The 24731-nt window shown below is 69.6% G+C and carries 21 protein-coding genes and 1 tRNA gene; 17 read left to right on the forward strand and 5 right to left on the reverse strand.

Translation table 11 applies throughout. The features are described from left to right. Positions 1–4440, forward strand: a complete 4440-nt coding sequence (locus AC5Y6X_RS11085; RefSeq protein ID WP_499986521.1) for a protein kinase domain-containing protein — start codon at positions 1–3, stop codon at positions 4438–4440. Here the strand turns inward: AC5Y6X_RS11085 and AC5Y6X_RS11090 are convergent. Both AC5Y6X_RS11090 and AC5Y6X_RS11095 read right to left on the reverse strand, forming a co-directional pair. Further along, positions 4419–6443, reverse strand: a complete 2025-nt coding sequence (locus AC5Y6X_RS11090; protein ID WP_499986522.1) for an ATP-dependent DNA helicase — start codon at positions 6441–6443, stop codon at positions 4419–4421. The genes AC5Y6X_RS11085 and AC5Y6X_RS11090 overlap by 22 nt on opposite strands. Before the next feature lie 8 nt (positions 6444–6451). Beyond that, positions 6452–7759, reverse strand: a complete 1308-nt coding sequence (locus AC5Y6X_RS11095; RefSeq protein WP_499986523.1) for a nicotinate phosphoribosyltransferase — start codon at positions 7757–7759, stop codon at positions 6452–6454. A gap of 55 nt (positions 7760–7814) precedes the next feature. On the opposite strand from AC5Y6X_RS11095, the gene clpS reads away from it, so the two are divergent. The 11 genes from clpS to rdgB all read left to right on the forward strand — a co-directional run bounded on the left by clpS (position 7815) and on the right by rdgB (position 15262). After that, entirely contained in the window at positions 7815–8120 is a 306-nt protein-coding gene (gene clpS, locus AC5Y6X_RS11100; protein WP_076127052.1) for an ATP-dependent Clp protease adapter ClpS, read from the forward strand. 25 nt (positions 8121–8145) lie between these two features. Further along, positions 8146–8730, forward strand: coding sequence for an oxidative stress transcriptional regulator AosR (aosR, locus tag AC5Y6X_RS11105; RefSeq protein ID WP_499986524.1), 585 nt, complete (start codon positions 8146–8148; stop codon positions 8728–8730). Positions 8731–8758: 28 nt separating this feature from the next. Continuing rightward, on the forward strand, positions 8759–9793 hold the full coding sequence (locus tag AC5Y6X_RS11110; RefSeq protein ID WP_499986525.1) for a P1 family peptidase: 1035 nt from the start codon (positions 8759–8761) through the stop codon (positions 9791–9793). A 26-nt stretch (positions 9794–9819) separates the two neighbouring features. Next, entirely contained in the window at positions 9820–10245 is a 426-nt protein-coding gene (locus tag AC5Y6X_RS11115) for a M67 family metallopeptidase (protein WP_499986526.1), read from the forward strand. Between the two features lie 10 nt (positions 10246–10255). Continuing rightward, positions 10256–10537 carry a MoaD/ThiS family protein gene (locus tag AC5Y6X_RS11120; RefSeq protein ID WP_499986527.1) on the forward strand — a complete coding sequence of 94 codons (282 nt, stop codon included), beginning with the start codon at positions 10256–10258 and terminating at the stop codon, positions 10535–10537. A 9-nt stretch (positions 10538–10546) separates the two neighbouring features. Continuing rightward, complete coding sequence (locus AC5Y6X_RS11125; RefSeq protein ID WP_499986528.1) at positions 10547–11518, forward strand: cysteine synthase; 972 nt, start codon at positions 10547–10549, stop codon at positions 11516–11518. Next, positions 11509–12186: a rhomboid family intramembrane serine protease gene (locus tag AC5Y6X_RS11130; RefSeq protein WP_499986529.1), complete on the forward strand. Its 678-nt coding sequence runs from the start codon at positions 11509–11511 to the stop codon at positions 12184–12186. The genes AC5Y6X_RS11125 and AC5Y6X_RS11130 overlap by 10 nt, the downstream gene beginning before the upstream one ends. Beyond that, positions 12183–12998 (forward strand): glutamate racemase, encoded by an 816-nt coding sequence (gene murI, locus AC5Y6X_RS11135; protein WP_499986530.1) that lies wholly within the window; start codon positions 12183–12185, stop codon positions 12996–12998. The genes AC5Y6X_RS11130 and murI overlap by 4 nt, the downstream gene beginning before the upstream one ends. Positions 12999–13070: 72 nt before the next feature. Then, positions 13071–13853, forward strand: coding sequence for a cyclic nucleotide-degrading phosphodiesterase (locus tag AC5Y6X_RS11140; protein ID WP_324676218.1), 783 nt, complete (start codon positions 13071–13073; stop codon positions 13851–13853). A 33-nt stretch (positions 13854–13886) separates the two neighbouring features. Beyond that, complete coding sequence (rph, locus tag AC5Y6X_RS11145) at positions 13887–14666, forward strand: ribonuclease PH (RefSeq protein WP_499986531.1); 780 nt, start codon at positions 13887–13889, stop codon at positions 14664–14666. Continuing rightward, the gene (gene rdgB, locus AC5Y6X_RS11150) at positions 14663–15262 is read left to right on the forward strand and encodes an RdgB/HAM1 family non-canonical purine NTP pyrophosphatase (protein ID WP_499987029.1); all 600 of its coding nucleotides are present in this window, start codon (positions 14663–14665) and stop codon (positions 15260–15262) included. Before rph ends, rdgB begins: the two co-directional genes overlap by 4 nt. A gap of 98 nt (positions 15263–15360) precedes the next feature. Here rdgB and AC5Y6X_RS11155 read toward each other — a convergent pair whose 3' ends face one another. Both AC5Y6X_RS11155 and AC5Y6X_RS11160 read right to left on the reverse strand, forming a co-directional pair. Then, on the reverse strand, positions 15361–15702 hold the full coding sequence (locus tag AC5Y6X_RS11155; RefSeq protein WP_499986532.1) for a DUF3817 domain-containing protein: 342 nt from the start codon (positions 15700–15702) through the stop codon (positions 15361–15363). Then, the gene (locus tag AC5Y6X_RS11160) at positions 15699–16076 is read right to left on the reverse strand and encodes a hypothetical protein (RefSeq protein ID WP_499986533.1); all 378 of its coding nucleotides are present in this window, start codon (positions 16074–16076) and stop codon (positions 15699–15701) included. Before AC5Y6X_RS11160 ends, AC5Y6X_RS11155 begins: the two co-directional genes overlap by 4 nt. A 64-nt stretch (positions 16077–16140) precedes the next feature. Here AC5Y6X_RS11160 and AC5Y6X_RS11165 point away from each other — a divergent pair. Both AC5Y6X_RS11165 and AC5Y6X_RS11170 read left to right on the forward strand, forming a co-directional pair. Further along, positions 16141–16224: transfer RNA gene (locus AC5Y6X_RS11165), tRNA-Leu, on the forward strand. A gap of 61 nt (positions 16225–16285) precedes the next feature. Then, a complete protein-coding gene (locus tag AC5Y6X_RS11170) occupies positions 16286–16603 on the forward strand; it encodes a hypothetical protein (RefSeq protein WP_499986534.1) in 318 nt (105 codons plus the stop codon). An 8-nt stretch (positions 16604–16611) separates the two neighbouring features. Here the strand turns inward: AC5Y6X_RS11170 and AC5Y6X_RS11175 are convergent, their stop codons facing one another. Continuing rightward, a complete protein-coding gene (locus tag AC5Y6X_RS11175; protein WP_499986535.1) occupies positions 16612–18957 on the reverse strand; it encodes an FdhF/YdeP family oxidoreductase in 2346 nt (781 codons plus the stop codon). A 302-nt stretch (positions 18958–19259) separates the two neighbouring features. On the opposite strand from AC5Y6X_RS11175, the gene AC5Y6X_RS11180 reads away from it, so the two are divergent. From AC5Y6X_RS11180 to AC5Y6X_RS11190, 3 genes are all read left to right on the forward strand, one after another. Continuing rightward, positions 19260–21827 (forward strand): ABC transporter ATP-binding protein/permease, encoded by a 2568-nt coding sequence (locus tag AC5Y6X_RS11180; protein ID WP_499986536.1) that lies wholly within the window; start codon positions 19260–19262, stop codon positions 21825–21827. Continuing rightward, positions 21824–23563, forward strand: a complete 1740-nt coding sequence (locus tag AC5Y6X_RS11185) for an ABC transporter ATP-binding protein (protein ID WP_499986537.1) — start codon at positions 21824–21826, stop codon at positions 23561–23563. The genes AC5Y6X_RS11180 and AC5Y6X_RS11185 overlap by 4 nt, the downstream gene beginning before the upstream one ends. A gap of 83 nt (positions 23564–23646) precedes the next feature. Then, positions 23647–24723, forward strand: a complete 1077-nt coding sequence (locus AC5Y6X_RS11190) for a phosphotransferase family protein (protein ID WP_499986538.1) — start codon at positions 23647–23649, stop codon at positions 24721–24723. Positions 24724–24731 lie beyond the last annotated feature (8 nt).

The raw sequence follows: 24731 nt of genomic DNA on the forward strand, positions 1-24731 counted from the left end.
ATGAGTGCACCTTCAAACGTCGAATGCAGTAAGTGTGGGGCCGGGAACCGACCTCAGGCGAAGTTTTGCAATAGCTGTGGCGCCCCGATCGTGCCCGAGGTCGCATGCCCCGGCTGCGGCGCGCGCCAACCGGGCTCGCAGCGCTTCTGCGACGAGTGCGGCACCATGCTGGGCGCCCAGCCCATGCCGGCGCCGTCGGCCGCACCGCCCGTCCCCAAGACACTTGCGGACGGGCGTTACACGCTCGGCCGCCTGCTCGGCGAAGGCGCGGGCAAGAGGGTGTACCTGGCCACCGACACCCGCCTGCAGCGCGAGGTGGCTGCTGCGTTGTTGAAGGCCGGCGGGACGGACGAGACCGCCATGCGCCGCGCGCGCCGGGAAGCCGAGGCGATGGCCAAACTGGGCGAGCACCCCAATGTCGTCAACGTGTATGACTTCGGCGAAGAAGATGGGCAGCTCTACCTGATCAGCCAGTACATGGCCGGCGGTGACTTGTACGGCCTGCTCGCGGACGCAGTGGATCACCGACTCGCCGTCGAGGAGGTGGTCCGGATCGGCGGGGAGATCGCCAGCGGCCTCGCGCACGCGCACGCCCAGGGCGTCGTGCACCGCGACGTCAAGCCCCAGAATGTCTGGCTGGCGCCCGACGGCACCGCCAAGATCGGAGACTTCGGGCTCGCGGTCGCCGAAGGCGCAACGCGGGTTACGGCCGTTGGGACGGTGATCGGGACCGTCGCCTATATGGCGCCCGAGCAGGCCCTCGGTCGTGGTTCGGACGCTCGCTCCGATATCTACTCGCTGGGTGCTTTGCTTTACGAATTGCTTTGCGGAACAGCGCCATTCGCGGGTGAGTCGACGGCCGCGGTTGTCTCCCAGCATGTTTCGACTGCCCCGGTTGCCCCAAGCGGACATCGCTCCGGTATTCCAGCCGCGCTCGACCAGTTGCTGCTCAAGATGCTGGCGAAGTCGCCAGACGCGCGTCCCCAGCAAGCCGCCGAGGTTCGCGATGCGCTTAGGTCTATCGCCGGTGCGGTCGCGGGCGGCGCCGGCGCGACTCAGGACATGGCAGCGCTCGACCGGATCACCGACAGCACGTTCCTCGGGCGAGAGCGGGAGACCCACGAGCTCCGCGCAGCGATCGATGACGCCGTGGGCCGCCGCGGCCGCACGGTGCTGATAAGTGGTGAGTCGGGCATCGGCAAGACCCGGCTTGCATCGGAGGCCGCGGCATATGCCGCCCTGCGGGGCGCGCAGGTTCTGTGGGGTCGCTGCTATGCGGGCGCGGGTGCTCCGGCCTACTGGCCGTGGGTGCAGGTGATCCGCGACTACGCACGCTCTCACGACGCCGCGACGGTGGCTTCCGACCTGGGCTCGGGCGCGTTCGAGATCGCACAGATTGTCTCCGAGATACGCGAGCGGATGCCGGAGATCCCCGAATCGCCACCGCTGGACGCCGAGCAGGCGCGATTCCGGCTTTTCGATTCAGTGTCGCGATTCCTGATCGGCGCTTCCGACCGTCAGCCCGTCGCAATCTTCCTCGAAGACCTGCAACAGGCCGACCAACCCTCGCTGATGCTGCTGGAGTTCGCCGTGCGCGAGCTGGCGCACTCGCGCGTGTTCCTGCTGGGCACCTACCGCGACGACGAGCTTCCCGACGACCACTACTTGAACGAGGTGGTCACCGGGCTCAGCAAGGAGCGGGGCTACGCACGCATCAAGCTGCGAGGGCTATCCGATCAGCACGTCAAGGCGATGCTCGAAGCGGTGTTGCAACAACCGCTGGAACGACGAGACGAACTCGCGCTCGCAGACGCCGTTTGCCGAGAATCGGAGGGCAATCCGTACTTCACCGAAGAGATCGTCCGCCACCTGATCGACTCCGAAGTGCTCGACTGGCGCGACGGCCGGTGGGTTACCAACATCCGGGACGGCGGGGAGCTCGGCATCCCGCGGGGTGTCCATGAGGTGGTCTCCCGTCGGTTGGAGAAGCTGCCGACTGAAACACTCGACCTGTTGTCGACCGCGGCGGTGATCGGCCGTGAGTTCGATCTGCCGATCCTGACGCACGTGAGCGGGCTGGAGGCAGACGCCGTGTTGGCGCGGATGCAGCCGGCGCTCGACGGGGCGATCGTGCGGCAGGCCAGCGGCGAGCCGGGGCGATACGGCTTCGCGCACGGTGCGACTCGTGATGCGCTGTACGATGACCTGTCCGCGCTGCGTCGCTCCCAGCTGCACATCGCTGCCGGCGAGGCGATCGAGGAGCTCTACGAGGACCGGATCGAGTCGCATCTGTCCGCGATCGCATTCCACTTCGCGAAGGCTGCTCCATACGGTGACGCCGCGAAGGCGGCCGACTACGCCTGGTGGGCGGGCGAACGCGCGGCAGCGACGTATGCCTACGAAGACGCGGCCAGCCTTTACGCGACGGCGCTGCGGCTCTTCGACACGATCTCGGAGGTAGTGCCGCAACGCCGATGCGATCTGCTGCTGGCGCTCGGGGATGCCCGGTGGCGGGCCGGCGACGCCGAAGGTGCTCGCACGACGTTCGGCGAGGCGGCGACGATCGCGCGCGAGCTGGCGCTCAACGATCACTTTGCCCGTGCCGCGCTCGGCTACGGCGGCGGCCCGGGCGGCTTCTCGATCACCGATCGCGCCGATGAACAGCTGGTGGCGTTGTTGGATGAGGCGCTCGAGGTGCTGCCGGCGCGTGACAGCGCGCTGAGGGTGACAGTCCTCGCCCGGCTGGCCCTCGAGCTTCGTCGCAAGGGCGCGCTCGCGGAAGCCGACCGGACCAGCGCGCAGGCCATCGAGATGGCCGAACGCGTCGGCGATACGAAGATCTTGCTGCTGGCCATGCACAGCCGGCAGTGGTCAACCCTCGGCCCCGACCGGACCGACGAGGCCATCGCGTCCGGCGAGGAGATGGCGCGGCTCGCCAGGATCGTTGGTGACCGGGACATGGAGTTCGAGGGCCACCAGCTGCGGCTGATCGCGCTTGCCCAGCTCGGCGACTTCCGCGCGGTCGATCAAGAGATCGCGGCGTGTGACCGGCTGGCCAACGAACTACACCAGCCGCGCTACCTGTGGCAGACGGCGGTGTTTCGCACCATGCGAGCACTGATGCAGGGTCGCTACAAGGAGTCGGAGCGTCTCGCGCAGACGGCGCTGTCGATCGGCCAGCGTGCCGAGCCGGAAGTCGCGACAGTGGTATTTGGCGCGCACTCATTTCTGACTCGGCTCGCGGATGGCACCCTGGCCCAGCTGCGTGATGCCGCCCGCGAAGCCGCCGCGCGCTACGGTCAGGCGTGGCCCGCATCGTACGTGTGGTTGCTGACCGAGATCGGCCAGCTCGATGAGGCGCGCACCAGGTTCGCCGAGCTAGCCGCCGACGGCTTCCAGGCGCTCCGCCGCACCAGCGACTGGTTGACGTCGGTGTGCGTGCTCTCGATGGCGTCGATCCCGGTCGGTGATCCAGCAGCCGCGAGCGCGCTCTACGAGCTGCTATCGCCGTACGAAGACCGCTGCACTCTGTTTTTGGCCGGAGCCGGGTGCCTCGGCTCCAACCACACGTTCCTCGCTTTCGCCGCAGCGGCGGCGGCCCGCCACGAGGACGCCGCGCGCCACTTCGAGCTGGCCCTCGCGCGCAATGCCGAGATCGGCAGCGACTATGTGACACCCCGGGTCTGTTACGAGTACGCACGCATGCTGCTCGGCACGTCTGAACCGGCGGATCGGGACAAGGCGATGGGCTTGATCGACCGGGGGCTTGACTTGGCGCAGCGCAATGGCATGCGCGTCGAGGTCGAGCGACTCGTGCAGCTGCGCCGAGGGCACCAGGAGAGCCGGCAGCACGAGCTCGGGTGGTCGGTGATGGACGACGTCGCCGAGTCCGTCGAGGCGGACCGGCCCGACCTGAGCAGGGTGGCCGCCCCTGACGGGACGGTCACGATCATGTTCTCGGACATCGAAGGCTCGACGGCACTCGCCGAGCAGCTCGGCGATGAGCGCTGGCTGAAGCTCTTGCACCGCCACAACGCGGTCATCCGTCGCCAGCTGGCAGCCCACAGCGGCTTCGAGGTCAAATCGCAGGGCGACGGGTTCATGGTCGCGTTCTCCAGTGCCCGCAATGCGCTGCGCTGCGCGATCGCGATCCAGCGCGACTTGGCGGCGTATCGCGATGAGTCGGGTAGCCAGGTGCTGCGCGTCCGGATCGGACTGCACACCGGAGAGGTGATTCGCGAGCAGGAGGACTTCTTCGGGCACACCGTGATCCTCGCGGCGCGGATCGGGGCGAAGGCGAACGGCAATGGGATCCTGGTGTCCGCGGTACTGCGCGGACTGGTCGCAGGCAGTCACGAGTTCGAGTTCGGTGAAACACGCGAGGAACAGCTCAAGGGGATAAGCGATCCCCAGCGCGTCTACGAGGTTTGCTGGGAATAAGGGTTCTCGGCGTCGCGCAGCCGCTGCAGCGCCGCGCGGACCTGCGCCGCGTCGGTGGTCTGCCAAAACGGCGGCAGCGAGGCGCGCAGATAGCCGCCGTAGCGGGCGGTGGCCATCCGCGAGTCGAGCACCGCGACCACCCCGCGGTCGGTGACCCGGCGCAACAGCCGTCCCGACCCCTGCGCCAGCAGCAGCGCCGCGTGGCTGGCGGCGACGGCCATGAAGCCGTTGCCGCCGCGCGCGGCCACCGCGCGCTGCCGGGCGCCCAGCAGCGGGTCGTCGGGCCGCGGGAACGGGATGCGGTCGATCAGCACCAGCGACAGCGACGGGCCCGGCACGTCGACGCCCTGCCACAGCGACAGCGTGCCGAACAGCGAGGTCTCCGGGTCGGCGCTGAACTGCTCGACCAGCGCGGAGGTGCTGTCGTCGCCCTGGCACAACACCGGCGTCGACAACCGTTCACGCATCGCCTCGGCGGCGGCCCGGGCGGCCCGCATCGACGAGAACAACCCCAGAGTGCGCCCGCCCGCGGCGCCGATCAGCTCGGCGATCTCGGTCAGCTGCTCGGCCGAGCCGGTGCCGTCGCGGCCCGGCGGTGGCAGGTGGGCCGCGACGTAGAGGATGCCCGCCTTGGCGTGCTGGAACGGCGATCCGACGTCGAGCCCGCGCCAGGGCGGGTACTCCCCGGGCTCCGGCCCAGCCAGGCCCCACGCGGCGGCCATCGCGTCGAAGGACCCACCGACCGTCAGGGTCGCCGACGTCAGCACGGTCGTCGACCGCGCGAAGACGTTGTCGCGCAGCAACGCGGCGACCGACAGCGGCGCCACCCGCAGCACCGGACGCGGCGAGCCCCGGTTGTCCTCGTGCTCCAGCCAGACCACGTCCATGCGGTCGGGGATCGCGGGGTCGAACGACGCCAGGATCCGCGAGGCGGTGTCGGAGATCTCGCTCAGCGCCGCGACCGCCTCGGCCCGTGCCGCCGCCGCCTTGGCGTCGCTGGTGGTGTCGATCGCCGAGCGTGCCGCATTGGCGCCGTCGCGCAGCGCGGCCAGGTATGTGGCCATCTCGTCGTCGAGGCGGTCGACGCGGCCCGGCGTTGCGTCGTGGATCGCGGCCGCGAAGTTGGCCGACGCGGCCTCCAGCCGCTGGGTCAGCTGCGGCTCCACCAGGCGGGCGATCCGCCGGGACGCGACACCCAGCGCGGCGGGCGTCAGCTCCGCGGTGGCCACCGACGTCACCCGGTCGACCAGCTCGTGCGCCTCGTCGACCACCAGCAGCGCGTGTTCGGGCAGCACCGCCGATTCGGACACGGCGTCGATGGCCAGCAACGCGTGGTTGGTGACGACGACGTCGGCCCGGCCGGCGACCGCCCGGGCCCGTTCGGAGAAGCACTCCGCGCCGAACGGGCAGCGGGCGACGCCGAGGCATTCCCGCGCGGAAACGCTGACCTGGGACCAGGATCGTTCCGGCACGCCGGGCTTGAGGTCGTCGCGGTCACCGGAGTCGGTCTCCGACGCCCAGGCGCTGAGCCGCTGCACGTCACGCCCCAGCGCGGTGACCGCCATCGCGTCGAACAGCTCGTCCTGCGGCCGCTCGTCCTCCGAATCGGCGTCGGCCCCGCTGCCGTTGTGAATCTTGTTGAGGCACAAGTAGTTCCGTCGTCCCTTGAGCAACGCGAACGTCGGCCGGCGGGGCAGCGAGCCCGCGAGCGAATCGGCCAGCCGGGGCAGGTCGCGATCGACGAGTTGGCGCTGCAGGGCGATGGTGGCCGTCGACACCACGACCGGCGCCTCGTCGCCGACCGCGCGGACGATGGCGGGAACCAGGTAGGCCAGCGACTTGCCGGTGCCGGTGCCCGCCTGAACGACGAGGTGCTCACCGGTTTCGAAGGCCCGCGCGACCGCGGCGGCCATCTGCTGCTGGCCGCTGCGCTCACTGCCGCCGAGCGCGGCCACGGCGGTGGCCAGCAGCTCGGGCACGGATACCTCTGACACTTCTGGCACGGTATAGCTCAGGCGCGGATGTGCGCCGTCGAAATCGCCGGGTCGCCGTGCGCCAATTTCAGTCCCTCCCACGGCAGGCTGCGCAACCCGGACGCGACCAGGTCCCGGGCGGCGGTCAGCGCGCCCCGACCCGTCTCGGCCACCACCTCCCCGCCACGCACCAGCGGGACGGTCAGCACCCGGAAGGGTTCGGCGGTCGGCGGCGGGCGGCCCGCCGGATAGACGACCTCCTCGGTGATCGTGCCGGTCGGACGCGACAAGCGCAGCGCCTCCTTGCGGCCGCCCTCGGATTCCTTGTGGGCGCTGCGCTTGCACACCGGCATGCCGTCCACTTCGACCAGCTTGTAGACCATGTTCGCGGTGGGCGCACCCGAGCCGGTGACCAGCGAGGTGCCGACGCCGTAGCTGTCTACCGGCTCGGCGCGCAACGCGGCGATGGAGAACTCGTCGAGGTCGCCGGAGACCACGATGCGGGTCTGTGTTGCGCCCAGCCGGTCGAGCTGCTCGCGCACCTGGCGGGCCAGCATGCCCAGCTCGCCGGAGTCGATGCGCACCGCACCCAGCGTCGCCCCGGCCGCGGCCACGGCGTTGGCCACCCCGGTCGTCACGTCGTAGGTGTCCACCAGCAGCGTGGTGTGTACGCCCAGCGCCTCCACCTGGCACCGGAATGCGGCCAGCTCGTCGGGCCCGTCCTCGCGGGTGTGCACCATGGTGAACGCGTGCGCGGCGGTGCCCTCCGCGGGTATCCCGTAGCGCCGCTCGGCCTCCAGGTTGGACGTCGCGGCGAACCCGGCGATGTAGGCGGCGCGGGCCGCCGCCACCGCGGCCCGTTCGTGGGTTCGTCGCGATCCCATCTCGATCAGCGGCCGCTCTTCCGCGGCGCTGACCATTCGCGCCGCCGCGGACGCGATCGCGGTGTCGTGGTTGAAGATCGACAACGCCAGCGTTTCGAGCACCACGCATTCGGCGAAGCTGCCGGTCACCGACAGCACCGGGGAACCGGCGAAATACAGCTCGCCCTCGGCGTATCCGTCGATGTCGCCGCCGAACTGGAAATCGCGGAGGTAGCGCAGCGTGTCGTCGTCGAGGAACTGCGCCAGCAGCTGGCACGCGTCGTCGTCAAACCTGAACTGCGGCAACGTTTCCAGCAGCCGGCCGGTCCCGGCGACCACGCCATACCGGCGACCCGCGGGGAGGCGGCGGGCGAACAGCTCGAACGTGGTCCGGCGATGGGCGGTGCCGTCGCGCAGCGCCGCCGCCAGCATGGTCAGCTCGTATTTGTCCGTCAGCAGCCCAGCCAAGACCGGGTCGTTCATTCAGTAAAGGTAACGGCTGGCGGCACGGGACCCATCTCTCGGTATCGTGGAGAACATGGTTGTTGCGTCAGCACCCACCAAACCGGGCACCACCGGACAACGCGAATCCGCTCCGGTACACGTCACGGCCAGTCCCTGGGTCACCATCGTGTGGGACGACCCGGTCAACCTGATGACCTACGTGACGTATGTGTTTCAGAAGCTGTTCGGCTACAGCGAACCGCACGCCACCAAGCTGATGCTGCAGGTGCACAACGAGGGCAAGGCGGTGGTGTCCGCGGGCAGCCGGGAGTCCATGGAAGTCGACGTGTCCAAGCTGCACGCCGCCGGTTTGTGGGCGACGATGCAGCAGGACCGGTGAGATTCGAGGGCACCCGGGATTCCGCGTGCGCAAATGGAAGCGCGTCGAGACCGCGAGCGGTCCCCGTTTTCGGTCCGCCCTGGATCCGCACGAGGCGGAACTGCTCAGGAACCTCGTCAGCGCGATGATCGGCCTGCTCGACGAGCGCGAATCGTCCTCGCCGCCAGACGAACTCGAGGAGATCACCGGTATCAAGACCGGTAATTCCGAACCGCCGCGCGAGTCGACGCTGCGTCGGCTGCTGCCGGACTTCTACCGATCCGAGGACGACGACCCGCTGGGCGATGCTTCGGCAAGCCTCAACGCCGCGCTGCGCAGCCTGCACGAACCGGAGATCATCAACGCCAAACGTGTTGCCGCACAGGAGTTGTTGGACACGCTGCCGGACGACGGTGGCCGGTTCGAACTGACCGAGGACAGCGCCAACGCGTGGATCGCGGCGGTCAACGACATTCGGCTGACGCTGGGCGTGCTGCTCGAAATCGGGCCCGAGGGACCGGATCGCCTGCCGGCCGACCATCCGCTGGCCGCGCATTACGACGTCTACCAGTGGCTGACCGTCCTGCAGGAATACCTGGTCCTGGTGCTGATGGGAACCCGGGGATCCTGATGGCGGCCCCATGACTCACATCCCTGATATGGGGGGGATCACCGACGTCGGGGGTATCCGCGTCGGCCACTACCAGAAACTGGATCCCGACGCGTCCCTGGGCGCCGGGTGGGCCTGCGGGGTGAGCGTCGTGCTGACCCCGCCGGGGACCGTCGGCGCGGTCGATTGCCGCGGCGGTGCGCCCGGCACCCGCGAGACCGATCTGCTGGATCCGTCCAACACCGTGCGCTTCGTCGACGCGGTGTTGCTGGCCGGCGGCAGCGCCTACGGCCTGGCCGCCGCCGACGGTGTCATGCGCTGGCTGGAGGAGCACGACCGGGGCGTGGCGATGGACGGCGGCGTGGTGCCGATCGTGCCGGCCGCGGTGATCTTCGACCTGCCGGTGGGCGGCTGGGACTGCCGGCCGACCGCCGAGTTCGGCTATCGGGCGGCCGGCGCCGCGAACGGCGAAAACGTGCCCGTCGGGACCGTGGGCGCCGGGGTGGGGGCGCGCGCCGGCGTGCTCAAGGGCGGCGTCGGGAGCGCCTCGACGACGCTGCCGTCGGGCGTGACCGTCGGCGCGCTGGTCGCAGTGAACTGCGCCGGCGACGTCGTCGACCGGGCCACCGGCCTGCCCTGGATGGCGGCCCTGATCGACGAGTTCGCCCTGCGTCCGCCGCCGGCCGAGCAGATCGAGGCGTTCGCCCGGCTGCCGTCGGCCTTGAGCCCGCTGAACACCACGATCGCGGTGGTCGCCACCGACGCCGCGCTGAGCCCGGCCGGGTGCCGGCGCGTCGCGATCGCCGCCCACGACGGCCTGGCCCGCACCATCCGGCCGGCGCACACGCCGCTGGACGGCGACGCCGTGTTCGCGCTGGCCACCGGGGCCGTCGAGGTGACGCCGGCGGTCGCTTCGAAACCACCGCCCGCCGCGTTCTCCCCGGAGACGGCGCTGGTCGCCGAGGTGGGCGCGGCCGCGGCCGACTGCCTGGCCCGCGCGGTGCTGGCCGGTGTCCTGGCCGCCGAGCCGGTGGCCGGAATACCCACCTACCGCGGCATGTTGCCCGGAGCGTTCGGCCCCTGAAATGTCGACGAGAGGGAACGGTTGACGTGCTGGTGATCCGTGCCGACCTGGTGCAGGCCATGGTCGCCCACGCCCGCCGCGACCACCCCGACGAGGCGTGCGGGGTGCTGGCCGGCCCCGACGGCTCCGACCGTCCCGAGCGGCACATCCCGATGGTCAACGCCGAGCGCTCGCCGACGTTCTACCGCTTCGACGCCCAGGAGCAGCTCAAGGTGTGGCGGGAGATGGACGACGCCGACGAGGTCCCGGTCGTCATCTACCACTCGCACACCGCGACCGAGGCCTACCCGAGCCGCACCGACGTCAACCTGGCCGCCGAGCCGGACGCGCACTACGTGCTGGTGTCCACCCGCGACCCGGAGCGACACGAGCTGCGCAGCTACCGCATCGTCGACGGCGCCGTCACCGAGGAACCTGTCGATATCGTCGAGCAGTATCCGAACCCGTCCTAGAAAGGCCCCCATGAGCGTCACCGTGTCCATCCCGACCATCCTTCGGCCGCACACCGGCGGCGAGAAGCGCGTCTCGGCGAGCGGCGACACGCTGGGCGCGGTCATCGACGACCTGGAGACCAACTACGCCGGCATCTCCGAGCGCCTGATCGACCCGTCCACCCCGGGCAAGCTGCACCGCTTCGTGAACATCTACGTCAACGACGAGGACGTGCGCTTCTCCGGCGGCCTGGACACCGCGATCGCCGACGGCGACTCGGTGACGATCCTGCCCGCGGTGGCGGGTGGCTGAGCGGGGCGCATGACGCGTTACGACTCGCTGCTACAGGCCCTGGGCAACACCCCGCTGGTCGGGCTGCCGCGGCTGTCGCCGCGCTGGGATGACGGGCCGGACGGGCCGCACGTGCGGCTGTGGGCCAAGCTCGAGGACCGCAACCCGACCGGGTCCATCAAGGACCGGCCGGCGCTGCGGATGATCGAGCAGGCCGAGGAGGACGGGCTGCTGGCGCCGGGCGCGACGATCCTCGAGCCCACCAGCGGGAACACCGGCATCTCGCTGGCGATGGCGGCCCGGTTGAAGGGCTACCGGCTCGTCTGCGTGATGCCGGAGAACACGTCCGTCGAGCGGCGTCAGCTGCTGGAGCTCTACGGCGCGCAGATCATCTTCTCGCCGCCCGAGGGCGGGTCGAACACCGCGGTGGCGACCGCCAAGGAGCTGGCCGCGGCCAACCCGTCGTGGGTGATGCTGTATCAGTACGGCAACCCGGCCAACACCGAGTCGCACTACCGCGGCACCGGGCCCGAGCTGCTGGCCGACCTGCCCGAGATCACCCACTTCGTCGCCGGCCTGGGCACCACCGGCACCCTGATGGGCACCGGGCGGTTCCTTCGCGAGCGCGTTCCCGGCGTCAAGATCGTGGCCGCCGAACCCCGCTACGGCGAGGGCGTCTACGCGCTGCGCAACATCGACGAGGGATTCGTGCCCGAGCTGTACGACCCGGACGTGTTGACCACCCGCTACTCGGTGGGCTCCGCCGACGCGGTGCGGCGCACCCGCGAACTGATCGACGCCGAGGGGATCTTTGCGGGCATCTCGACGGGCGCGGTGCTGCACGCGGCGCTGGGCATCGGCGCGAAGGCCCTCAAGGTCGGCGAGCGCGCCGACATCGCGTTCGTGGTCGCGGACGCGGGCTGGAAGTACCTGTCCACCGGCGCCTATGCCGGTAGCCTGGACGATGCCGAGAACGCTCTGGAAGGGCAGCTATGGGCATGACCGGGCCGGTCGGACGGCAGAAATCACCGGCGCCACGGAACAAGAAGCGACCCGACTGGATGGTCGGCGCGGCCACGATCGTCACGTTCGTGGCTTTGCTGTATCTCATCGAGCTGATCGACCAGCTGATGAACCACTCGCTGGACCGCAACGGCATCCGGCCGCTGGAGGCCGACGGGCTCTGGGGGATCATCTGGGCGCCCTTCCTGCACGGAAACTGGACGCACCTGTTCGCCAACACCGTCCCCGCGTTGGTGCTCGGGTTCCTGATGACGCTGGCCGGCATGTCCCGGTTCGTGTGGGCCACCGCGATCGTCTGGATCGTCGGCGGCTTCGGCACCTGGCTCATCGGGAACTGGGGCGGCTGCCGCTTCGAGTCCGACCACATCGGGGCCTCCGGCCTGATCTTCGGCTGGCTGACGTTCCTGCTGGTCTTCGGCATATTCGTGCGCAAATTCTGGGACATCGTCACCGGCCTGGTGGTGCTGTTCGCCTACGGCGGCATCCTGGTCAGCGCGGTGCCGGTGCTCGACAAATGCGGCGGGGTGTCCTGGCAGGGGCATTTGTGCGGTGCCCTGGCGGGAGTCCTGGCGGCGTACCTCTTGTCCGGCCCCGAGCGCAAGGCCCGCGCGTCGAGGAAAGCCGGTTCGCGGCGCCGCGCGACATGAGCTCCCGACTGGCGCCCGTCGGGGTCTTCGACTCCGGCGTCGGGGGCCTGACCGTCGCGCGGTCCATCATCGACCAGCTGCCCGACGAGGACATCATCTACGTCGGCGACACCGCCAACGGTCCCTACGGTCCGCTCGGCATCTCCGAGGTTCGCGCGCACGCGCTGGCCATCGGTGACGACCTCGTGGCTCGCGGCGTCAAGGCACTGGTGATCGCGTGCAACACGGCGTCGGCGGCATGCCTGCGAGACGCGCGCGAGCGCTACGACGTGCCCGTCGTCGAGGTGATCCTGCCCGCCGTGCGCCGCGCGGTCGCCACCACCCGCAACGGGCGGATCGGGGTGATCGGCACGCGGGCGACCATCGCCTCGCACGCCTACCAGGACGCGTTCGCCGCCGCCCGCGACACCGAGATCACCGCGGTGGCCTGCCCGCGGTTCGTCGACTTCGTCGAGCGCGGCGTCACGAGCGGGCGTCAGGTGCTCGGGCTGGCCGAGGGTTACCTGGAGCCGCTGCAGCGCGCCCGGGTCGACACCCTGGTGCTGGGATGCACGCACTACCCGCTGCTGTCCGGGCTGATTCAGCTGGCGATGGGCGAGAACGTGACGCTGGTCTCCAGCGCCGAGGAAACCGCGAAGGAAGTGCTTCGGGTGCTCACCGAGGCCGAGCTGTTGCGGCCGCACGACGCGCCGCCGGCCACCCGGGTGTTCGAGGCGACCGGCGACCCGGAGGCGTTCACCAGGCTCGCGGCGCGATTCCTGGGGCCCGCGGTGACCGGTGTGCACCCCGTTCGGCAGCTGCGGATCGACTAGCGTGTCGACGAGATTCTGGTCACATGAATGCGGCCATGTTTTCTCCACGGGGGTATCGGGCATGGCACAGTAGTGTCCGTGCGAATAACCGTGCTCGGCTGCTCGGGCAGCGTGGTCGGTCCGGATTCGCCTGCATCGGGTTATCTGCTTCGGGCTCCGGATACCCCGCCGTTGGTCCTCGACTTCGGCGGGGGCGTGCTCGGCGCGCTGCAGCGCTACATGGACCCCGGCTCGGTGCACGTGCTGCTGTCGCATCTGCACGCCGACCACTGTCTGGACATGCCCGGCCTGTTCGTATGGCGCCGCTACCACCCGTTGCGCCCCCTCGGCAAAGCCTTGTTGTACGGCCCGAGCGACACGTGGTCACGGTTGGGGGCAGCGTCGTCGCCCTACGGCGGCGAGATCGATGACTGCTCCGACATCTTCGACGTTCGTCACTGGGTCGACGGTGAGCCGGTCGCGTTCGGCGCGCTGACGGTGATGCCACGGGTGGTCGCCCACCCGACCGAGTCCTACGGCTTGCGGGTCACCGATCCCAGCGGCGCGTCTTTCGTCTACAGCGGTGACACCGGCAGCTGCGATCAGCTGGTCGAGCTGGCCCGCGACGCCGACGTTTTCCTGTGCGAGGCGTCCTGGACGCATGCGCCGGATCGGCCGCCCGCCCTGCACCTTTCGGGCACCGAGGCCGGTCGGGCCGCGGCGCAGGCCGGCGTCCGCGAGCTGCTACTGACGCACATCCCGCCGTGGACTTCGCGCGAGGACGTGATCACCGAGGCCAAGGCCGAGTTCGACGGCCCCGTGCACGCGGTGGTGTGCGGCGAGACGTTCGACGTCCGCCGCTCCGAGAGGGTCTGAGCCGGCCGGTTGCAGGTTGGCTAGGGTTGCTGGGTGTCCAAACGAGAAGACGGTCGCCTTGACGACGAGCTTCGTCCCGTCGTCATCACCCGCGGGTTCACCGAACACCCGGCGGGCTCGGTATTGATCGAATTCGGCCACACCAAGGTGATGTGCACCGCCAGCGTCACCGAGGGCGTGCCGCGCTGGCGCAAGGGCTCGGGCCTGGGGTGGCTCACTGCCGAGTACGCGATGCTGCCGTCGGCCACCCACACCCGCTCCGATCGCGAGGCGGTGAAGGGGCGCCTGTCGGGGCGGACGCAGGAGATCAGCCGGCTGGTCGGCCGGTCGCTGCGGGCGTGCATCGACCTGGCGGCGTTGGGGGAGAACACAATTGCCGTCGACTGCGACGTGCTGCAGGCCGACGGCGGCACCCGCACCGCCGCCATCACGGGCGCCTACGTCGCGCTGGCCGACGCGGTCACCTACCTGTCCGCGGCGGGCAAGCTCTCGGATCCGCGACCGCTGTCATGTGCCATCGCGGCGGTTTCCGTCGGCGTGGTCGACGGCAGGATTCGGGTGGACCTGCCCTACGAGGAGGACGCGCGCGCCGAAGTCGACATGAACGTCGTGGCCACCGACACCGGGACCCTGGTGGAGGTTCAGGGGACCGGTGAGGGCGCGACGTTTCCACGTTCGACGCTGGACAAGCTGCTCGACATGGCGCTCGGCGCCTGCGACACGTTGTTCGCCGCGCAGCGTGAGGCGTTGGAGCGGCCGTACCCCGGTGTGTTGCCGGAAGGGCCCCCGCCGCCGAAGGCGTTCGGAAGCTGACCCGGCTGCTGGTGGCCAGCCGCAACCCCAAGAAGCTGGCCGAGCTGCGCCGCGTGCTGGACCGCGCCGGCTTGTCGGGGTTGACGCTGCTGTCGCTGAACGACGTGGCACCGTTCGACGAGGCGCCCGAAACCGGTGCGACGTTTGAGGACAACGCCTTGGCCAAGGCGCGGGACGCGTTCACCGCGACGGGTTTGGCGAGTGTGGCCGACGACTCCGGTTTGGAGGTGGCCGCGCTGAACGGGATGCCCGGCGTGCTGTCGGCGCGCTGGTCGGGTCGGCATGGCGACGACGCCGCCAACACCGCGTTGCTCCTGGCGCAGCTGCGGGACGTCCCCGACTCGCGGCGAGGCGCGGCGTTCGTGTCGGCCTGCGCGCTGGTGTCATCATCCGGCGAGGTCGTCGTCCGCGGCGAGTGGCCGGGCACGATCGCGCGGGAGCCGCGCGGCGACGGCGGGTTCGGCTACGACCCGGTCTTTGTTCCCGACGGAAGCGACCGCACCGCAGCGCAACTCAGTCCCGCCGAGAAGGACGCGGTCTCGCATCGGGGCCGGGCGCTGGCGCTGTTGGTGCCGGCGCTGCGGGAGCTCGGCTGAAGCGTCGGTCTTTACTTTCGCCGAGCGTGGGCCGTAGGTACGGCAACTGCCTCAGATTCGTGCATAGGCCACACGCTCGGCGGGCAAAGGTGAAGGCCTTAAATCCCGAAGCGCGCCTTGACGTCCCTGGTTTGGAAGTGCTCGACGATGATGCCCAGCAGCGGGATGGTGCCGGACAACAGCACGCCGATGGTCTTGGCGATGGGCCAGCGGACCTTGACCGCCAGATTGAACGCCGCCAGCACGTAGACGAAATAGACCCAGCCGTGCACCACCTCGATCCACCGGATCTCGTGGTGGAAGGCCAGATGCGAGACGATCTCGTAGCACAGCGCGATCAGCCAGATACCCGTCGTCCACGCCATGATCCGATAGCCGAGCAACGCGGTGCGGATCTTCTCGACGGGAAAGGCGGGCGCAGGCGTCTCGGGTGTGCTCATGCGGTTGTCCTGTTCTGCTTATCGGCGTCTTGCTTGGCGAGCTCGGCCAGGTAGGCGTTGTACTCCCGCAGCGCGGGATCGTCGGTCGACGGTGGCGCCTTGGGTCGTTCGGGCAGCAGCCCGGCGGGTATCTCGGTCATTTCGCCGCTGTTGCGCGGCTCCGGTGGCTCTTCCTCATAGCGAACGAACTTGCGGTACGCGTACACGCAGAACCACGCGAACAGCGGCCACTGCAGCGCGTAGCCCAGGTTCTGGAACGTGCCCGAGGCCGACTGGAACCTCGTCCACTGCCACCAGCCCAGGGCAAGGCAGCCGCAGGCTGCGACGATCACCAGGATGATCAGCGCGGGCCTGCGACGACGGGTAGTGGACACCATTTGACCGTACCGCTTGCTTGGCCGAGTCGACGGAGCGCCGAGCGGTACGATCGGCACCGCCGCGGGCGTGGCGGAATTGGAATACGCGATGGTTTTAGGTGCCATTGCTCGTAAGAGCTTGAGGGTTCGAGTCCCTCCGCCCGCACCGCACGTTTTGCCGCCGCTCCTGCGGGTAAACGCCAACAACCGCAGTGCAGGAAGGCGCAATGGTCACCGCGCAGGAGCCAGACGAAAACGCGTTCACCGCCGAGGACGTGGCCCTCGCAGAACGCAGGGCCGCAGAGGCCCGCGAGCGGGCCGCGTATGCGGGACTCTCGGCCGCCCGCAGCTTCGAGGAGTCGGCGCGCTGCCACGAGCACGTGGCGCAGGTGCAGGACAAAACCGTCCAACAAGGCGTATCGGCAACCGATGTACACCGCAGGTCGGCCAGCCGCCATCGGCAAGCGGCGGCCGATGACCGGGAGCTGGCGGAGCGGAAGCGCAAGGAATTCGAAGCCGACCTATCGACGGACGGCAACCCCTAGCGACCGGTTCAGCCGGCGCTGGGGGCGACGTGCACCTTGATGTTCTTCATCAGCGGCTGGTTGCTCTGGCTGCTGTAGTCGCTTGCCGCGACTAGCACGTTCATCTCCGGCATGTAGCCCGCCGCGCAGCCGCGGGGCATGTCGTACTCGATCGCCCGATACTGCTTGAGGGAGCGCTGGCTGCCGTCACGCGCGGTGGCGGTGATGTCGACGAGCCCGCCGTCCTCGATGTGGCGGGCGCGCATGTCGTCCGGGTTCATCAGGATCAGCGTGCGGAGATTGTGGATCCCGCGGTAGCGGTCGTTGTCGGAGTAGATCGTGGTGTTCCACTGGTCGTGGCTGCGCATGGTCTGCAGCACCAACACATCGTCGGACCGCGATACCTCCGGCAGGGCCGCGGTCGAGAACTCGGCTCGGCCCGAGGGCGTCAGGAAGACGAGTTCGCGCGCGGGCTGGCGGATGCGGAATCCCAGCGGCAGGCGCACCCGCCGGTTGAAATCCTCGAACCCGTCCAGGACCTCGGCCATGGTGTCCCGGATGCGGTCGTAGTCCTCGACGTAGGCCTCCCACGGGGTCCGGCTCTGCGGGAGGGCGGCGCGCGCCATCCCCGCGATGATGGCCGGCTCGGACAGCAGGTGCGGCGAGGCCGGCTTTTTCATCCCCACCGACAGGTGGACCATGCTCATCGAGTCCTCGACCGAGGTGGCCTGGATTCCCCGCTTCTGGTGGTCCTTTTCGGTCCGGCCCAGACAGGGCAGGATCAACGCCTTTTCGCCGTGGACGAGGTGGCTCCGGTTGAGCTTGGTGCTCACGTGCACGGTCAGCGAACAGCGCCGCAGACCCTGGGCGGTGTATTCGGTGTCGGGCGCGGCCAGCACGAAGTTGCCGCCCATGCCGACGAACACCTTCACCCTGCCGTCGTTCATCGCCGCGATGGTGTCGACGGTGTCCAGGCCGTGCTCGCGCGGCGGGTCGATTCCGCAGACGGCGGCCAGCCGGTCGAGGAATTGCGGGGCGGGACGGTGGTCGATTCCGCAGGTGCGGTTGCCCTGGACATTGCTGTGGCCGCGCACGGGTGACGGGCCGGCCCCCTCCCGGCCGAGATTGCCGCGCAGCAGCAGCAGGTTGACGATCTCGCGGACGGTATCCACGCCGTGCTCGTGCTGGGTGATGCCCAAACACCAGCTGATCAGGGTCCGGTCGGCGCGGCTGTAGATCTCGGCGGCCTTGACGATGTTGGCGCGGGTCAGGCCCGACTGTTCTTCGAGTTGCGCCCACGGGGTGGCCTCGCACAGTGCGCGGTAATCCTCGAACCCGTGCGTATGGCGCTCGATGAACTCGTGGTCCAAGGCCTTGCGATGGAAGCGGCTCTGCTCCAGCACCGCCTTGGCGATCCCGCGCAGCAGCGCCATGTCGCCGCCGACGCGCACCTGCAGGTTGAGGGTGCTGGTGCGGGTGGCCTTGAACAGCGCCATCTGGGTCAGCTCATGCGGCACGATCGTGCGGGTCGCCGCGGCCTCGACCAGGGGATTGATGTGGACGATCTGCGCGCCGCGCCGATAGGCCTCGGCCAGCGTGGTCAGCATGCGGGGAGCGTTGGAGGCGGCGTTGACGCCCAGGATGAACAGGGCGTCGGCCGTCTCCCAGTCCTTGAGGTCCGCGGTGCCCTTGCCGGTGCCCAGGGCGGCCTGAAGGGCGCGCCCGGAAGCCTCATGGCACATGTTGGAGCAATCCGGCAGGTTGTTCGTGCCGAACTCGCGGGCCATCAGCTGATAGAGGAACGTCGCCTCGTTGCCCAGCCGGCCCGACGTGTAAAAGGCCGCCTGGTTTGGACTTTCGAGCGCGCGCAGCTCGCGGCCGATCAGGTCGAAGGCGTCCTGCCAGGCGATCGGCCGGTAGCGATCGTCGGCGGCGTCGTAAACCAACGGTTCGGTGAGCCGCCCCTGGTCCTCCAGGGCGAAGTCGGACCAGCTCGCAAGCTCCGAAACGGGGTGCTGGGCAAAGAAGTCGGCACCGACCCGCTTGTGCGTCATCTCCCATGTGACGTGCTTGATGCCGTTCTCGCAGATGTCAAGCCGCAGCCCCTTGGTGTCGTCCGGCCACGCACATCCCGGACAGTCGAATCCGCCGTTCTCGTGGTTCATCTTGTAGATCGCCCGCGCGCCGTCCACCAGCGCGTGCTCGCGCACCAGAACCTCGGAGACGCTCTTCGCCGCGCCCCACCCGGCGGCCGGGTGGTGATAGGGCTTGTGCGACGGGCGCTTGTCGGTCTCCGGTCCGTCTCCGCCAATTGGCGTGCGGCCCAAGGGGTTTCCATCCGGATTCGACGGTCGGTTCAGATCAGATGTGGTCATCTGCGACGCCTTTGGTTGTCGATGTCGATTACCCCGACTCCTGAATCGTATGCGCCCCAATGAGATTTCGCGCCCCCCGGTTTCGACGGCGTCGAGACCCGGCAGATGCGGGACACAGCGACACAAACGATCGCACGTGCGGAACGATTCCTCCGCCTGGACCGCATCGCTCCGCCCGCCAACGCCGTCGCCGGCTGCCGCCCCGCCCGGTGCACCCCAAGTTGACCTTTGGTAAGGCAACCCTTAGTTTGTGGGTAGCTAGGGGTCGCGGCGGAGCTGACCGCCGCGGGAGAGGACCGTTGATGGCGCGCGGGTTGCAGGGTGCGATGCTGCGGAGTTTCGGCGCCCGTGACCACATGGCAACGGTTCTCGAAACGCTCCGGATTGCACCACATTTCATCCGGGTGCGCATGCAGTCGCCGACGTTGTTCGAGGACGCCGACGCCGAGCCCGCGGCCTGGCTGCGGTTCTGGTTTCCCGACCCGGACGGGTCGAACACCGAGTTCCAGCGGGCCTACACGATCTCCGAGGCGGACGTGCCGACCGGCCGCTTCGCCGTCGACGTCGTGCTGCATGAACCGGCCGGCCCGGCGTCGTCGTGGGCGCGCACCGTCGAACCCGGCGCGACGATCGCGGTCATGTCGCTCATGGGTTCGTCGCGTTTCGACCCGCCCGACGAGCAGCCGGCCGGGTACCTGCTGCTCGGCGACTCGGCGTCGATTCCCGGGATCAACGGGATCATCGAGACGGTCCCCGCCGACGTCCCGATCGAGTTGTACCTCGAGCAGCACGACGACAACGACACCCTGATCCCCCTCGCGCAGCACCCCCGGTTGCGGCTGCATTGGGTGGCGCGCCGCGACGAGAGGTCGTTGGCCGACGCGATCGAGAGCCGGGATTGGTCCGATTGGTACGCCTGGGCGACACCCGAGGCCACCACCCTCAAGCATGTCCGCAAGCGGTTGCGCGACGAGTTCGGGTTTCCCAAGTCCGAGATACACGCCCAGGCCTATTGGAGCGCCGGGCGGGCGATGGGTACCAGCCGCGGTGACGAGCTGGAAAGCGTTGTGCCACAACCCGAAGCGCCGACGGCGGCGGCCCCCGCTCCGCCGTCGCGGGGCAGTTGGCGCGCCCGCGCGGCCGGCCGGTTGCTCGCGCCGTTGCGTCCGGCGCTGATCCTCTCCGGCGTGCTGCAGGCGGTGATAACGCTGTTGCAGCTGGCGCCGTTCGTTCTGTTGGTCGAGCTGGCGCGGCTGTTGGTGTCGGGCGCCGAGGCGTCGCGACTGTGGACGGTCGGAATCGCCGCCGTGGCGCTGCTGGGAGCGGGCACCGTGCTCGGCGCGGGCCTCACGCTGTGGCTGCACGTCGTCGACGCGAGGTTTGCCCGCGGGCTGCGTTCGCGGCTGTTGGGCAAGCTGTCTCGGCTGCCGCTGGGCTGGTTCACCGCGCGCGGTTCGGGGTCGATCAAGCAGCTGGTGACCGACGACACGCTGTCGCTGCATTATCTGGTCACGCACGCCATCCCGGATGCGGTCGCCGCGGTCGTCGCGCCGGTGGCGGTGTTGGTCTATCTGTTCGTCGTCGACTGGCGGGTGGCGCTGGTGTTGTTCGTGCCCGTCCTGGTCTACCTGGTGCTGACGTCGTCCATCACGATTCAGTCCGGACCGCGCATCCCGCAATCGCAGCGTTGGGCCGAGAGGATGAGCGGCGAGGCCGGCGCCTACCTCGAGGGCCAGCCGGTGATTCGGGTCTTCGGCGGTGCCGCCGCGTCCAGCTTCCGGCGCCGCCTCGACGAGTACGTGGGATTCCTGGTCGCCTGGCAGCGTCCGCTGGCGGGCAAGAAGACTCTGATGGACTTGGCGACGCGTCCCTCGACTTTCCTGTGGCTCATCGCGGCCACCGGGACGTTGCTGGTCGTCACCAACCGGATGGATCCGGTCGAACTGTTGCCGTTCTTGTTGTTGGGCACCACATTCGGCGCGCGACTGCTCGGCATCGCGTACGGGCTCGGTGGCATCCGCGCCGGGATGTTGGCCGCCCGGCGCCTGCAGATCACGCTCGACGAGCGGGAACTGGCGGTGGGCGAGCGGCCGAACGAAGCGCCCGGCGACGCGCCCGCGACCGTGGTTTTCGACCGTGTCAGCTTCGGCTACCGCCCCGGCGCCCCGGTGATCCGGGACGTGTCGCTGACGCTGCGGCAGGGCACGGTGACGGCGCTCGTCGGCCCGTCGGGATCGGGAAAGTCGACGCTCGCCGCCCTGCTCGCCCGATTCCACGACGTGGAGCAGGGCGCGATATGCGTTGGGGGACAAGATATTCGGTCGATGACGGCCGACGAGCTCTACACGCGCGTCGGCTTCGTCCTGCAGGACACCCAGCTGGTGCACGGCACCGTCGCCGAGAACATCGCGCTGGCCGTCCCCGATGCGACCGCCGCCCAAATCCGGGCCGCGGCCCGCGACGCGCAAATCCACGACCGCATAATGCGACTGCCCGACGGCTACGACACCATGCTGGGCGCGGGCACCGGGCTGTCGGGCGGGGAACGACAGCGGCTCACCATCGCCCGCGCGATCCTCGCGGACACACCGGTGCTCATCCTCGACGAGGCCACCGCGTTCGCCGACCCCGAATCGGAATACCTTGTGCAGCAGGCACTCAACCGGTTGACCCGGGAGCGCACCGTGCTGGTGATCGCCCATCGACTGCACACCGTCACCGGCGCCGATCAGATCGTCGTGCTCGATGAAGGCCGCATCGCCGAACGCGGCACCCACGACGAGCTGCTCGCCGCGGACGGGCGCTACCGCCGGCTGTGGGAGAGCGGTCATCGCGAGCCGCTGACCGCGGCTTCGGAGGCCGCGCGATGATCCGCACCTGGATACGCCTGGTTCCGGCGGGCCGGCGACGCGCGGTAATCGCCTACACCGCGCTGGCGCTGGTCTCGGTGCTGGTGCGCGCGGCGGCGGCCGTGCTGCTGGTTCCGCTGATAGGGGCGCTGTTCGGCGACGCGCCGCAGCGCGCGTTGGTCTGGCTGGGCTGGCTCACCGCCGCGACCGTGACCGGGTGGGCGATCGACACCGCAACCGCGAGAATCGGTTTCGACCTGGGGTTCGCCGTGCTCGACCACACCCAGCACGACATGGCGGACCGGCTGCCGGAGGTGCGGCTGGATTGGTTCACCGCCGACAACACCGCGACGGCGCGGCAGGCGATCGCGGCCACGGGACCGGAGCTGGTCGGTCTGGCCGTCAACCTGCTGACCCCGCTCGTCACCGCGGTCCTGTTGCCGGCGGCCATCGCGCTGGCCCTGCTGCCGGTCTCGTGGCAGCTCGGCGTGGCCGCCATGGGAGGCGTGCCGCTGCTACTGGGGGCGTTGTGGGCCTCCGCACGGCTGGCCCGTCGTGCCGATCACGCGGCCGCCGACGCCAACACCGCGCTCACCGAGCGGATCATCGAATTCGCCCGAACCCAGCAGGCATTGCGGGCCGCGCGACGAGTCGAGCCGGCCAGGAGCCTGGTCGGCGGCGCGCTGAGGACACAGCACGGCGCCACGATGCGGTTGCTGGCCATGCAAATTCCCGGCCAGCTGTTGTTCAGCCTGGCCAGCCAGCTGGCCCTCATCCTGCTCGCGGGTGCCACCACGGCGCTGACGGTGGCCGGTGCGCTGGCCGTGCCGGAGGCCGTCGCGCTGATCGTGGTGATCGCGCGCTACCTGGAGCCGTTCACCACCATCAGCGAGCTGGCGCCGGCCCTCGAGAGCACCCGCGCCACGCTGGACCGCATCCGCGCGGTGCTCGCGGCACCGGTCGCCCGTGCGGGCAGCAAGACGCTGCGCGACACTGCCGCCGCCCCGCGCATCGAGTTCGACGACGTCGCATTCGGCTACGACGGCGCACACGGAAACGTGCTCGACGGGCTGAGTTTCGCGTTGCAGCCGGGAACCACGACCGCGATCGTCGGTCCGTCCGGGTCGGGCAAGAGCACCGTGCTGGCGCTGATCGCCGGCCTGCACCGGCCGGGCCGCGGCCGTGTCCTCATCGACGGGGTCGACGCCGCGGCGCTCGACACCGAGGCCCGTCGCGCGGCAACCAGCGTGGTGTTCCAGCATCCCTACCTGTTCCACGGCACGATTCGCGACAACGTCCTCGCCGGCGATCCCGGCGCCGACGACGAACGGTTCGCGCGGGCCGTCGCCCTGGCGCGCGTCGACGAGCTGACCGGCCGGCTGCCCGACGGCGTCGAGACGATCGTCGGCGAGGCCGGCTCCGCGCTGTCGGGCGGCGAACGGCAGCGGGTCAGCATCGCGCGCGCCCTACTCAAACCGGCACCGATACTGCTGGTCGACGAGGCGACGAGTGCGCTGGACACCGAGAACGAGGCCGCGGTGGTCGACGCCCTCACCGCCGATCCGCGACCGCGCACGCGGGTGATCGTCGCCCACCGGCTGGCGAGCATCCGGCATGCCGACCGCGTCCTCTTCCTCGACGACGGTCGGGTCGTCGAGGACGGCCCCGTGGACGAGCTGCTGGCCGCGGGCGGCCGGTTCAGCGAATTCTGGCGCCAGCAGCACGATGCGGCGGATTGGCACATCGCCGCCCGCTAGGCACGGCGGTTCACCGCGGGTCTTGCGGTATGGCTTACAGTTGATCGGTCAATCGGCTGTCCGAGTGCGGAGGCGTGCTGTTCATGAGCGCTGTGGTGTCCATTCCCCGGTATCCCGGCGACGTCACGCCCGAGTGGCTGTCGGCGGCGCTGAGCGAGCGCCACCCGTCGGTCGAGGTGTCGCACGTCGACGTGGTCGCCATCGGCACCGGCCAGACCGGCGCGACCTACCGAGTGACGGCCGAATACGCGACGGATCCCGGTGACCTGCCTGCCACATTCGTGATCAAGCTGCCGGCTCAGGACGACACCGTGCGCGACCGCGTCGTCATCGGTTACCGCAGCGAGTGCGCGTTCTACTCGTCCGTGGCCGACCGGGTCCGGGTGCCGACGCCGCGGTGCTACTACTGCGAGATCACCGAGGACGCAATGGATTTCGCGTTGCTGCTCGCCGATCAGGCCCCGGCCGTCCAGGGTGATCAGCTCGCCGGCTGTGGTGAAGCCGAAGCGCGGCTCGCGGTTCGGGCGCTGGCCGGCCTGCACGCGCCCAGCTGGCGCGACCCGGTCTGGCTGGATTTTCCGGGCATCGCGTTCGGGCGGCCGGACGCGGCCGGGGCCAGCGGCATGGGCGAGGTGGCGCGGATGAGCGCCGACATCACGCTCGAGAAGCTTGGCGATCGAATGAGCGCCGACGACCGCGAAACATTCCGCAGCGCAATGGGTTTGGTGGAGCCGTGGCTAATGGCCGAGTATGACCGGTTTGCCCTGTTGCACGGGGACTATCGCCTGGACAACATGCTGTTCGATCCGGACCGGACGCGGGTCAGCGTCGTCGACTGGCAGACGCTCGGCGTGGGCCTGCCGGCCAGGGACCTCGCCTACTTCACCGCGACCAGCCTGAATTCGCAACTGCGCGCAAGCATCGAGGAAGAACTCGTAGCCGACTACCACCGCGCGCTGTCGGATTGCGGGGTGGCCGGCTACGACCGCGAAACATGTTGGCGCGATTACCGGCTCGGGGTGCTGCAGGCTCCGCTGATCTCGGCGCTGGGGTTCGCCTTCGCCGCGGCCACCGAGCGCGGCGACGACATGGTGCTGGCCATGCTCAGCCGCGGCTGCCGGGCAATCCGCGAGCTCGGGACGCTGGAACTGCTGCGTTGACCGGCTCA

This window comes from Mycobacterium sp. NGS26 (assembly GCF_059813025.1).